We start from the raw sequence: 11,917 nt of genomic DNA, 5'->3' as shown, positions 1-11,917 counted from the left end.
CTGGCGCTGGTCGGCGAGGGGCTCACCAACCGCCAGATCGGCCAGCGGCTCTACCTCGCCGAGAAGACCGTCAAGAACCACATCTCCCGCCTGCTCGCCAAACTCGGCGTGGAGCGGCGCGTCCAGGCCGCCCTGATCGCCAACCAGACCCTGGCCGACCACACGCAGCCGACCGGTCGGCCCAACCGCTGAACCGGCCGCCCCGGAACACCCGACCGGGCAGGTCCGGTCGGCAGCGTCACCGGGGACCAACGGCCTCTCCCCCGGCACCCGGTGTGAAGGCACCATCGATGTCATGACACCTCACTCCACAACGCTGGACGAGTGGGAATGCCGACGACGCCTCGCCGGCCTCGCGGTCGGCCGGGTCGTCTACACCGTCGGTGCACTGCCCGCCGTTCAGCCCGCCCGCTACAGCCTCGGCGCGGACGGCAGCGTGCTGCTGAGCGCCGGCGCCGAGTCCGAACTGGTCCGTGCGGTGTCCGGCGCGATCGTCGCCTTCGAGGCAGGAGAGCTCGACGCCGCCGAAGGCACCGGCTGGAGCGTGACCGTCCTCGGCCGCGCCGACGTCACGCCGGATCACACGGCGAACGGTCCGACCGACACGGTCACCGTCCGGATCCTCCCCGAACTGGTGAGCGGCCGCCTGTTCCCGTCGACGCGCCCGGCCCGGCCCTGACCGGACCTCGGCGCACCGAACGTCGAACACCCCGCCCGAGAACCGCGTCAGTGCACCAGCGGCACCGACCAGGCCAACCTGGTACCGCCGGCCTCGGGGCTCGCCAGCTCGAAGACTCCCCCCAGGCTCTCGGCCCGTTCCGCGAGGTTGCGCAGCCCGCTTCGCCGCCCCTGCTCCGCGATGCCCACCCCGTCGTCCTGCACCGTGAGCACCACCCGCGACCCGGTCGCCTGCAGCACCACCTCGACCCGGCCTGCCCGTGCGTGCCGGGCCGCGTTGCTCAGCGCCTCGCCCAGGACCGCCACCACGTGATCGGCCAGCTCCGCCGACACATCCGTGTCGAGCAGGCCCTCCATGCTCAGCCGGGGCGGGAAGCCCAGCGCCGCCTGCGCCTCCTCGGCCACCCGCACCACCCGCGACCGCAGACCCTGAGCGCTCTCCTCCTCGCGCGCCCGCAGCCCGAAGATCGTGGACCGGATGATCTTGATCGTCTCGTCCAGGTCCCCCACCGCCCTCAGCACCCGGTCCGAGGCGCCGGTGTGGTCGATCAACCGGGCCGCGCTCTGCAGTGTCATCCCCGTCGCGAACAGCCGCTGGATCGCCAGGTCGTGCAGATCGCGGGCGATCCGGTCCCTGTCCTCCAGCATCACCAACTGCTCGGCGTCCCGGCGGCGCTCGGCAAGCTCCAGCGCCAGCGCCGCCTGGTCCGCGAAACCCAGCAGCGGGCCGATCTCCCGGTCCGTGAACGCCGACTCCGCCGTCCGCCGGGCCAGCAGCAGCACTCCGTCCACCGGACCACCCGCCCGGCCCAGCGGCACGGCCACCGCCGGGCCGAGACCGTCGTACCGCCACGGCCCCGCCGGGAACCGCGGATCGCCGGCCAGGTCCACCGTCGCCGCCGGAGTGCCCTGCACACACGCCTCACCCGCCAGCGTTCCCTCCATCGGCACGTCCAGGCCCAGCCTCCGGGCCGCGTCCCCGCCCAGCGCCAGCTCCACCCGCATCGTCCCGGTCCCCGACACGGGCACCGAGACGTCCGAGAGCTCGGCGCCGGTGATCTCCCGCGCCCGACGCGCGATCAGCTCGACCACCTCGGAACGGGACCCTCCCGACAGCAGGCCGCGGGTGATCTCCGCACTCGTGCCGAGCCAGCGCTGCTGACGCTGCGCCTCCTCGTACAGCCGGGCGTTGTCGATCGCCACCCCGGCCGCCACCGCCAGCGTGGAGATCACCGACTCGTCGTCGGTGTCGAACTCCTCGCCGGAGCGCTTGTCGGTCAGGTACAGGTTGCCGAAGACCTCCTCGCGCACCCGCACCGGCACCCCGAGGAACGCCCGCATCACCGGGTGGTGCGCCGGGCAGCCGTACGACGACGGGTGCTCCGAGAGGTCCGCCAGACGGAGCGGCTCCGGTCGGCGGATCAGCTCCCCCAGGAGGCCCCGGCCCGTCGGATAGGGGCCGATCCGCTCGATCTCCTCCTCGGACAGTCCCACGGTGAGGAACTGCGACAGCGTCTCGCCGTCGGGGCCGATCACCCCGAGTGCCGCGTACCGGGCGTCCACCAGGACGGCGGCCGCCTCCACGATGCGCCGGAGCACCTGCGTCAGGTCCAGCTCCCGGCCCACCGACAGCACGACCTCCAGCAGGCTGTGCACCCGGTCCCGGGTACCCCGGGCCGCGTCGATCCTCGCCTGCAACTCCTCCAGCAGCTCGTCCAGCCTCAGCTGCGGGATCCGCGACCGAACCTCGTCCCCACCCACCGTGATCCTCCTCGTCCCCTGCCATCGGCCGGTCGATTCTGGCAGACGACCGTAACGGCGTGACAGCGCCCAAACCCCCGCTTCTCGGACGGCCGGTCCGGTCACACCGGCGGCTGGCTCCGGACGGCGAACGACGTCCGGCCGACGCTGCTGCGGGCGAGGGCTTCACCGGCCCCGGCAGCAGGCGGGCCGGCCGCGACGGAAGTCGCGGCCGGCCCGGGGGCGGTGTGGTGTACGGAGGTCAGCGGAGCCAGGCGTTGTGGCGGACCACCGGAAGCTCTGCCCAGCGGCGGCCGAGGCCCCAGGTGGCGCCGGAGCCGGTCACGGCCAGGACGATGAGGACCAAGGCGTAGAGGACGTGGTAGTCGAGCAGCGGGTTGGTGGATCCGCTCGCGGTGCCGTCGGCCAGGTGGCGGGCGGGCGGCCACTCGGCGGCCCACATCAGGGCGAGCAGGGCGGTGCCCCCCACCGCGGCGATCCGCAGCCCGACGCCACCGATCAGTGCGAGACCGAGGCCGAGGAGACTCAGCATGAACATCCAGTCCACCCAGGCCTGGCCGGCCATGGCGTGGAAGGTCCCGCGGAACGGCCCCGCCGCGACGTGGCTCAGGAAGCCCTTGGCGGGTGAGGCTCCGTCGATCCAGGCACGGCCGTCGGCGGTGGCGTAGCCGAGGCCGAAGGTCTTGTCGAGGAAGGCCCAGAGGAAGAGCGCCCCGAGCGCGATCCGGACGGTGGCGAGGGCGGCGGCCGTGGCCGATGCGGTGCGGGCGGCGGTCTGCCGGGCGACGGTGCGACCGAGGGTCGTGCGGCGGGGCGTCAGGGGCGTGTGGACGTGCTGGGTGGCCATGATCGGTACTCCTCTGCTGAGGTGGTTCGGCGGTGGCGGTCCGTTCGAGCCGGTGTACCGGCGCGCCCGGTATCGACTCGGGTAGAGCAGATTCCGAGGCGGTCAGGGAGCGCCGTGGCAGTGCCGCCCGCGGTGAGGAGGGGCGGCGCGGACGATCGTGTCGATCGCGGCCCCGGCGTCTGCTCAAAGCGTGCACCGTCGGTGACGCGCCGGTCTGCGGGCCGTTGGTCCCGACTCCCGGAACGACGGTCCCGGTGCGGCAGGCACTCCCCGGGAGCACCGGCGGCACCGGGACCTTCGGTACCGAGGTGGGGCTGCTCGGCCCTGTGGCCGGGCCGTCGGCCGGCGGGACGCTGGTCGCCGGACGGGACCGTGCGCACCGGCGCCACGGCCGGCCGAGGACCAGGGAGGTCGCAGTCATGTCGCACGGTGTCGTGGTGGGGATCGACGGTTCGGCGCAGAGCGCGGCCGCGGCCGAGTGGGCCGCCCGGGAGGCGGGCCGCAGGGGGCTCGGATTGCGCGTCGTCCACGTCGCGGGAACGGAGGTCGACGCCCTCGACCGCGACTTCGGCGGCGGCACCGTGGTCCCGGAGCCGGTGGCGGCGATCCGCGACCGCGCCGCGGCCGCACTGCCCGGGCTGGAAGTGTCCTGCGAGATCCGCCCCGGCTACCCGGCGGAGACCCTAGCCGCCATCGGCCGACGGGCGGAGCTGCTGGTCCTCGGGTCACGCGGTCTCGGCGGCTTCACCGGCCTGCTGGTCGGCTCGGTCGGGCTGCGGACCGCGGCCCGTGCCACCTGCCCCGTGGTGCTGGTCCGCGCCGGGGAGGACGGACCGGGGGAACCGTCCGCCGACGTCGTCGTGGGCGTGGCGGGTGACCGGCCGTGCGACGCCGTGCTCGACTTCGCCTTCCGGCACGCGGCCGACACCGGTTCCGCGCTGCGGGTGGTGGAGAGCCGGACCACGTCCCACGGGCCGTACACGACTGAGGCTCCCGTCGACCAGCGGCAGATCAGGGAGTCGCTGGCGGCCGCCGAGCAGCTGCGCCTGCAGGACGCCCTGGCCCGTTGGCGGGAGAAGTACCCCGACGTCCCCGCGGAGGCGGAGGTCTGCGCGTGGAGCCCTGCCAGGGCTCTGGTGGAGGCCTCCCGCAGCGCCTCCCTGGTCGTGCTCGGACGGCGTACTCCCAAGCACCAGTTGGCGGCACCCCGGCTGGGGGCGGTGACGCAGTCGGTGCTCCACCACGCGCACAGCCCCGTCGCCGTCGTGCCGCACGACTGAGCGGACGGTGACGGCGGCGGCGGGCGGTGCGTCACATGCCGCCGACCGCCGCCGACGGCGCCGTCCCGGCGGCCGCACCGGATTCCGCACCGGATTCCCCACCAGGTGCCGTGCCGGGACCAACTGCGCGCCGTACCAGGGACCTTCGGACCGGTTCCAGGTCCCGAAGGACCGATCCGCTCCCACCCCGCACGAGCAACCCTTGAGTGGAAGGCGCCCGCGACCCCGCCGGCGCCCCGCAGTCGGACGATGTCCCGGAGAGGTAGTCCACCATGTCCCCTCGCCCTGCGAACGAGGCCGAACAGTCCCCCACGAGCACTCCTCCCGCCCGTCCCACCGCGATCGACTTGCTGGTCGCGGGCGCCCTGACGGCCCTGCAGGAATACGGTTCCTTCACCCAGGAGCAGGTCGACCACGTCGTCAAGAAGGCCTCGCTGGCCGCGCTGGCCCGGCACACGTCGCTCGCGGTCCTGGCCGTGGAGGAGACCGGGCGCGGGGTCTTCGAGGACAAGGCGGTCAAGAACGTCTTCGCCTGTGAGAACGTCACCCACGTGATGGCCCGGACGAAGACGGTCGGAGTGGTGTACCGGGACGAGATCGACGGCATCGTGGAGATCGCCGAGCCGGTCGGCGTCGTCGCGGGCATCACCCCCGTGACCAACCCGACCTCGACCGTGATCTTCAAGTGCCTGCTGGCGCTGAAGACCCGCAACCCGATCGTCTTCGCCTTCCACCCCTCGGCGCAGCGCTGCTCCGCCGAGGCGGCCCGGACGGTCCGGGACGCGGCGGTCGCGGCCGGAGCTCCGGCGCACTGCATCCAGTGGATCGAGGAGCCGTCGATGGCGGCCACCGGCGAACTGATGAACCATCCGGACGTGGCCACCGTCCTGGCCACCGGCGGCAACGGGATGGTCCGGGCCGCGTACTCCTGCGGGAAGCCGGCGCTGGGCGTCGGTGCGGGCAACGTCCCGGCGTACGTCGAGCGGAGCGCGGACCTCCGGCAGGCGGTGAACGACATCGTGCTGTCGAAGACCTTCGACAACGGCATGATCTGCGCCTCCGAACAGGCCGTCGTGCTCGACGCGGAGATCCGCGAGGAGGCCCTCGTCGAGTTCCGGCGGCTCAAGGCGCACCACGCGAGTGCCAAGGAGAAGGCACTGCTGGAGCGGTACCTGTTCGGCGTCGGCGGCGGTGCGGCCTGCTCCGGCGGGCGGCTGAACGCGGCGGCGGTGGGCCGCTCGGCCGCGCAGATCGCGGAGGCGGCGGGCTTCGAGGTGCCGGCCGACACCTCGGTGATCCTGGCCGACTGCGAGCGGGTCGGTCCCTCCGAGCCCCTGACCCGGGAGAAGCTCTGCCCCGTGCTGGCGGTCCTGACCGCGGGTTCGCACCGGGAGGGTGTCGAACTGGCGGCCTCGATGGTGGAGTTCGACGGGCTCGGCCACTCCGCCGCGGTGCACACCCGGGACGCGGCGTTCGTCGAGGAGTTCGGGCACGCGGTCAAGGCCTGCCGGATCATCTGGAACGCGCCCAGCTCGCAGGGCGGCATCGGCGACGTCTACAACGCCTTCACCCCCTCGCTGACCCTGGGCTGCGGAAGCTACGGGCACAACTCCGTCGCCGGGAACGTCTCGGCGCTGAACCTCCTCAACATCAAGCGGGTCGGGCGGCGCAACACCAACATGCAGTGGTTCAAGGTCCCGCCGAAGATCTACTTCGAGCGCAACTCCGTCAAGTACCTGGCGAGCATGCCGAACGCGCACCGGATCGTCGTCGTCACCGACCACACCATGGTGGCGATCGGCCACCTGGAGCGGATCCGGGGCGTGCTCGACCGCCGCCGGGAGCCGGTCGAGGTGCGGGTGGTCGACTACGTCGAGCCCAACCCGAGCATCGACACGGTGCGCAGGGGCGCCGAGCTGATGCGGGAGTTCGAGCCGGACACCATCATCGCGCTGGGCGGCGGCTCGCCGATGGACGCGGCCAAGGTGATGTGGCTGATGTACGAGCACCCGGAGGTCGAGTTCTCCGACCTGAAGGAGAAGTTCTTCGACATCCGCAAGCGTGCCTTCACCTTCCCCGACCTGGGCGAGAAGGCGAAGCTGGTGTGCGTCCCCACCACGTCGGGCACCGGCAGCGAGGTCACCCCGTTCGCGGTGATCACCGACACCGCCACCGGCCAGAAGTACCCGCTGGCGGACTACGCGCTCACCCCGAGCGTGGCCATCGTCGACCCGGCCCTCACCACCCGCCTGCCGAGCCACGTCACCGCCGACACCGGGTTCGACGCGCTGACCCACTGCATCGAGACCTACGTCTCGGTCTACGCCAACGACTTCACCGACGGGCTGGCGCTGCAGGGCATCCGGCTGATCTTCGAGAACCTGGAGCGGGCCGTCACCGGCGGACCGGACGACCCGGAGGCCCGGGAACGGATGCACAACGCCGGGACCATCGCCGGCATGGCCTTCGGCTCGGCGTTCCTCGGCGCCGTCCACGCCATGGCACACACCCTGGGCGCCACCTTCCACGTCGCGCACGGCCGCACCAACGCGCTGCTGCTGCCGCACGTGATCCGCTGGAACGGCTCCGCGCCGACCAAGGTCACCGGCTGGCCGAAGTACCGCAGCTACGTGGCCCCGGAGCGCTACCAGGCGATCGCCCGGATGCTCGGCCTGCCCGCCGCGACCCCGGAGCAGGGCGTGGAGTCGCTCGCGGCGGCGGTCGAGGACCTGCGCGACCGGGCCGGCATCCCGCGTTCGTTCAAGGCGGCCGGCGTGGACGAGACGGCGTTCCTGGCCGCCCTGCCGCAGCAGGCGATGAACGCCTACGAGGACCAGTGCGCCCCCGCCAACCCCCGGATGCCGATGCTCGCCGACATGCAGCGGCTGATGCGCCAGGCCTACTACGGCGACCAGGCCTGAGAAGGGACACCGAGATGACCACCTCGCAGCACACGCACCCGGCCCCCGCCCCGGCCTGGGAGGGCTTCCACGGTGAGGCCTGGCGGGACGCGATCGACGTCCGCGACTTCATCCAGCACAACTACACCCCCTACGAGGGCGACGCCGGCTTCCTGGCCGGCCCCACCGAGCGGACCGCCGAGGTGTGGCGGCGGATCACCGACCGCTTCCCCCAGGAGCGCGCCAAGGGCGTCCACGACGTCGCGCACGACATCCCGTCCACCATCACCGCGCACGCCCCGGGCTGGATCGACCGGGAGCGCGAGCTGATCGTCGGGCTCCAGACGGATGCCCCGCTCAAGCGCGCGATCATGCCCAACGGCGGGTGGCGGATGGTCGCGGGCGCGCTGAGGACCTACGGCTACCCGGTCGACCCGCAGTTGGAGAAGACCTTCACGCAGTACCGCAAGACCCACAACGCCGGGGTCTTCGACGCCTACACCCCCGAGATCCGGGCCGCCCGCAAGGCCGGCATCATCACCGGCCTGCCCGACTCCTACGGACGCGGACGGATCATCGGCGACTACCGCCGGGTCGCCCTCTACGGCGTGGACCGGCTGATCGAGGCCAAGCTCGCCGAGAAGGCGGAGCTGGACGCCGCTCCGAGCGATCCGGCGCGGCTGGAGGAGACGATCCGCGAGCGGGAGGAACTCGCCGAGCAGATCCGGGCCCTGGGTGAACTCAAGGAGATGGCCTCGGCCTACGGGTACGACGTCTCCGGGCCGGCCCGCACCGGCCGGGAGGCCGTCCAGTGGCTGTACTTCGCCTACCTGGCGGCGGTCAAGGAGCAGAACGGCGCGGCCATGTCGCTGGGCCGCACCTCGACCTTCCTGGACGTCTACCTCCAGCGCGACCTGGAGGCCGGTCTCCTGACCGAGCAGCGGGCCCAGGAGCTGGTGGACGACTTCGTCATCAAGCTGCGGATCGTCCGCTTCCTGCGGACCCCCGAGTACGACGAGCTGTTCTCCGGCGACCCGACCTGGGTCACCGAGTCGATCGGCGGCATGGGCACGGACGGCCGCACCCTGGTCACCCGGACCTCGTTCCGCTACCTGCAGACCCTGTACAACCTCGGTCCGGCCCCCGAGCCGAACATGACCGTCTTCTGGTCCCCGCGACTTCCGCGGGGGTTCAAGGAGTTCTGCGCCCGGGTGTCGATCGACACCTCCTCGGTGCAGTACGAGTCGGACGAGCTGATGCGTCCGCGCTTCGGCGACGACACCGCGATCGCCTGCTGCGTCTCCGCCATGGAGGTCGGCAAGCAGATGCAGTTCTTCGGCGCCCGGGTCAACCTCGCCAAGACGCTGCTCTACGCGATCAACGGCGGCCGGGACGAGAAGTCCGGCGAACAGGTCGGCCCGGCCACCGCCCCGGTCGGCGGGGACGTGCTCGACCACGACGAGGTGCTGGCCCGCTTCGACGAGCAACTGGACTGGCTCGCCGAGACGTACGTCCACGCGTTGAACGTCATCCACTACATGCACGACCGGTACGCCTACGAGCGGCTCGAAATGGCCCTGCACGACCGCGACGTCAAGCGCACCATGGCCTGCGGCATCGCCGGGCTCGCGGTGGCCGCCGACTCGCTCGCCGCGATCAAGTACGCGAAGGTGACCCCGGTGCGGGACCCCACCGGGCTGGTCACCGACTACCTGATCGAGGGCGACCACCCGGCCTACGGCAACAACGACGACCGCGTCGACGCGATAGCGGTCCGGCTGGTCGAGGAGTTCATGGGCAAGGTCCGCAAGCACCCCACCTACCGCGGCGCCGAGCACACCCAGTCCGTGCTGACCATCACCTCCAACGTGGTCTACGGCAGGAAGACCGGCAACACCCCGGACGGGCGCAGGGCCGGCGAACCGTTCTCCCCCGGCGCCAACCCGATGAACGGGCGCGACCGCCACGGCTACGTGGCCAGCGCGCTGTCCGTCGCCAAGCTGCCGTACGAGCACGCCGAGGACGGCATCTCGCTCACCAACACCGTCGCCCCGCAAGCCCTGGGACGCACCGCGGCGGAGCGGATCACCAACCTGGTCGGCGTACTGGACGGCTACGTCGCCTGCCACGGCTTCCACATGAACGTCAACGTCCTCAACCGGGACACCCTCGTGGACGCCATGGCCCACCCGGAGAAGTACCCGCAGCTGACGATCCGGGTCAGCGGCTACGCGGTCAACTTCGTCCGCCTCACCCGCGAACAGCAGCTCGACGTGATCGGCCGCACCTTCCACGACGCGCTGTAGCCACGACCACCCGCCGGGGTGCCGACGCCTCCCCGACCGGGGCGCCGGCACCTCGCCCTGCCGAAGGAGTACATCCCATGGCCGAGTCCACCCCGGCCGGCCGGGCCGCCACCCGGCGCCCGGTGACCGGCACACTGCACTCCTGGGACCTGTCGACGGGCGTCGACGGCCCCGGCACCCGCTTCGTCGCGTTCCTCGCCGGCTGCCCGCTGCGCTGCCTGTACTGCCACAACCCCGACACCCGCCACATGCGCGACGGTCAGCGCTCCTCCGCCGACGGGATCGTCCGCGAAGCCGCCAAGTACACCGCCTTCATCCGCGCCTCCGGCGGCGGCGCGACCGTCAGCGGCGGCGAACCGCTCCTCCAGCCAGAGCTCACCGGCGAGCTGCTGCACCGCTTCAAGCACGAACTCGGCCTGCACACCGCACTGGACACCTCCGGCTTCCTCGGCTCCCGCGCCACCGACGCGCTGCTCGCCGACACCGACCTCGTCCTGCTCGACATCAAGTCGTGGGACAACGCGCTCTACCGGCACCTGACCGGGCAGGAACTGGCCCCCAGCCTGGAGTTCGCCCGCCGTCTGGCCGGCCTCGGCACCGAGGTCTGGGTCCGCTTCGTGCTCGTCCCGCACCTGACCGACGCCGCCGAGAACATCGAGGGCGTCGCCGCCTTCACCGCCTCGCTCGGCAACGTCACCCGGGTCGACGTCCTGCCCTTCCACAAGCTCGGCGCCGCCAAGTGGCGCGCCCTCGGCCTCGACTTCCCGCTCGCCGACACCCCGGTGCCCACACCCGGTCGGACCGCCGAAGCCCGCGCCGTCTTCGAGGCGCACGGCCTGCACGCCGTCTGACGCGCCCCGGCCCGGGCACGTCACTCCGGCGCCGTACGACCTGTCACCGCCGGTGGGCGACACCACCCCGCGGCCTGCACCCGGCTCGCCGGACGCACGCCGCCTCCGGTCGGTCGACGACGGAGAGGCCCGTGCGAGTAGCCCGGCCGCCGGCGGCCGGGCTACTCGCACGGGTACAAGGACTTTCGCTGGCCCGGGGAAGGCCCCAGGAGGGCGGTCGGATCGCACTCGCCGGCCGGTCGGCGCCAGTACGGCGCCGACCGGCCGGCGGTTCAGGACAGCCCGCTTCCCCAGCCCCCGCTACCGGGCGGCCCGGTAGGCACGGGGGTGCTCCAACCGGGGTTCGGTGTCGTCCTCGGTCCAGTCGAGGGTGTGGTGGACGGCGACGACACCGTCCACCGCGCGGCAGAGCCGTTCCACGATCGGAACGAGACTCCGTCGCGGCAGGCGGCCGGTCAGGGTGACCACACCGTCCTGGACGATGGCCCGGACGTCCTCGGGGGCGAGCCGGAGGGTCTCGCCCAGCACGTCGTGGACGATCTCCTCGGCAACGGCCCTGTCCTGCCGCAGGAAGACCTGCAGCAGATCACGGCGGCTGACGATGCCGACCAGGCGGCCGGTCTCGTCCACCACGGGCAGACGCTTGACCCGGTGCTTGTCCATGGCCCGCGCCGCTTCGGCCACCGACCAGCCCGGCCGGGCGGTGACGGCCGGGCTGGTCATCAGCCCACCTGCGGTCTCGGCCTCGGCACGGGCGCGGTCCTTCGTGTCCAGCCTGCGGCCCGGGTACCGGCCCTCCGGGTCCGGCAGCACGGCCGCCTTGCGGATCAGGTCCGCCTCGGAGACCATGCCCATCGGCCGGCTCTGATCGTCCACGACCGGGATCGCGGTGATGTCGTTGTGGTGGCACAGTGCCGCGACCTCCTTGAACGGCGTGCCGGGCCGGGCGGTGACGACCTCACGGGTCATGACATCGCTGACGCTGCGGTGCTGCATCGTCCTCACTCCTCCCTGGATCGGGCCCGTGCGGAAGGCCCCGCCCTCACTCTCCGCCCGCGGGGCGCCTCCGCACAGGGCCGGACGGTCCCTGCCGCCAGGGCCGGTTCGACCCGGGACAACCGGCACCCGGCATGCACGGGACGGCCGCTTCCCCTCGCCCCACCGGGCCCGCCCCACCGTCTGCCCGTGCCGATTCGCGGGGTGCTGCGCCGGGCGAGCTGCCCGGTCGTACTGGTACGGGCGGAGGAGGACGAGCAGGCGGCCGCGTCACCGGACGCCGCCGACGACGGCGACG

9 protein-coding genes are annotated in these 11,917 nt (G+C 72.6%); 6 read left to right on the top strand and 3 right to left on the bottom strand.

The window, feature by feature from the left end; translation table 11 throughout:
* Together AC067J_RS43445 and AC067J_RS43440 are read left to right on the top strand one after the other, a co-directional pair.
* Window positions 1-192: response regulator transcription factor (locus AC067J_RS43445; RefSeq protein WP_478308405.1), on the top strand; the 192-nt coding region annotated here is incomplete at its 5' end.
* Between the two features lie 103 nt (window positions 193-295).
* The gene (locus AC067J_RS43440; protein WP_478308404.1) at window positions 296-679 is read left to right on the top strand and encodes a pyridoxamine 5'-phosphate oxidase family protein; all 384 of its coding nucleotides are present in this window, start codon (window positions 296-298) and stop codon (window positions 677-679) included.
* A gap of 47 nt (window positions 680-726) precedes the next feature.
* Here AC067J_RS43440 and AC067J_RS43435 read toward each other — a convergent pair whose 3' ends face one another.
* Both AC067J_RS43435 and AC067J_RS43430 read right to left on the bottom strand, forming a co-directional pair.
* Window positions 727-2,439 carry a sensor histidine kinase gene (locus tag AC067J_RS43435; protein WP_478308403.1) on the bottom strand — a complete coding sequence of 571 codons (1,713 nt, stop codon included), beginning with the start codon at window positions 2,437-2,439 and terminating at the stop codon, window positions 727-729.
* Between the two features lie 241 nt (window positions 2,440-2,680).
* Window positions 2,681-3,286: a hypothetical protein gene (locus AC067J_RS43430; RefSeq protein ID WP_478308402.1), complete on the bottom strand. Its 606-nt coding sequence runs from the start codon at window positions 3,284-3,286 to the stop codon at window positions 2,681-2,683.
* A 419-nt stretch (window positions 3,287-3,705) separates the two neighbouring features.
* Between AC067J_RS43430 and AC067J_RS43425 the strand changes: the two genes are divergently transcribed.
* The 4 genes from AC067J_RS43425 (at window position 3,706) to pflA (ending at window position 10,623) form a co-directional block, all read left to right on the top strand.
* Window positions 3,706-4,566, top strand: a complete 861-nt coding sequence (locus AC067J_RS43425; RefSeq protein WP_478308401.1) for a universal stress protein — start codon at window positions 3,706-3,708, stop codon at window positions 4,564-4,566.
* A gap of 272 nt (window positions 4,567-4,838) precedes the next feature.
* The gene (gene adhE, locus AC067J_RS43420) at window positions 4,839-7,487 is read left to right on the top strand and encodes a bifunctional acetaldehyde-CoA/alcohol dehydrogenase (protein WP_478308400.1); all 2,649 of its coding nucleotides are present in this window, start codon (window positions 4,839-4,841) and stop codon (window positions 7,485-7,487) included.
* Window positions 7,488-7,501: 14 nt separating this feature from the next.
* Window positions 7,502-9,772: a formate C-acetyltransferase gene (gene pflB / locus AC067J_RS43415; protein ID WP_478308399.1), complete on the top strand. Its 2,271-nt coding sequence runs from the start codon at window positions 7,502-7,504 to the stop codon at window positions 9,770-9,772.
* A 77-nt stretch (window positions 9,773-9,849) separates the two neighbouring features.
* On the top strand, window positions 9,850-10,623 hold the full coding sequence (gene pflA, locus AC067J_RS43410; RefSeq protein ID WP_478308397.1) for a pyruvate formate-lyase-activating protein: 774 nt from the start codon (window positions 9,850-9,852) through the stop codon (window positions 10,621-10,623).
* Window positions 10,624-10,923: 300 nt separating this feature from the next.
* On the opposite strand, the gene AC067J_RS43405 is transcribed toward pflA, so the two are convergent.
* Complete coding sequence (locus AC067J_RS43405) at window positions 10,924-11,619, bottom strand: CBS domain-containing protein (protein WP_478308396.1); 696 nt, start codon at window positions 11,617-11,619, stop codon at window positions 10,924-10,926.
* Window positions 11,620-11,917 lie beyond the last annotated feature (298 nt).

The organism is Kitasatospora sp. NPDC042419 (assembly GCF_056437345.1).
This window is presented reverse-complemented; position numbering and strand designations above follow the sequence as displayed.

Bases quoted from the DNA above. Each gene is read 5' to 3' on its own strand.
- AC067J_RS43440 (WP_478308404.1), top strand. From the start codon at position 296: ATGACACCTCACTCCACAACGCTGGACGAGTGGGAATGCCGACGACGC.
- AC067J_RS43430 (WP_478308402.1), bottom strand. From the start codon at position 3,286: ATGGCCACCCAGCACGTCCACACGCCCCTGACGCCCCGCCGCACGACC.
- AC067J_RS43425 (WP_478308401.1), top strand. From the start codon at position 3,706: ATGTCGCACGGTGTCGTGGTGGGGATCGACGGTTCGGCGCAGAGCGCG.
- adhE (WP_478308400.1), top strand. From the start codon at position 4,839: ATGTCCCCTCGCCCTGCGAACGAGGCCGAACAGTCCCCCACGAGCACT.
- pflB (WP_478308399.1), top strand. From the start codon at position 7,502: ATGACCACCTCGCAGCACACGCACCCGGCCCCCGCCCCGGCCTGGGAG.
- pflA (WP_478308397.1), top strand. From the start codon at position 9,850: ATGGCCGAGTCCACCCCGGCCGGCCGGGCCGCCACCCGGCGCCCGGTG.
- AC067J_RS43405 (WP_478308396.1), bottom strand. From the start codon at position 11,619: ATGCAGCACCGCAGCGTCAGCGATGTCATGACCCGTGAGGTCGTCACC.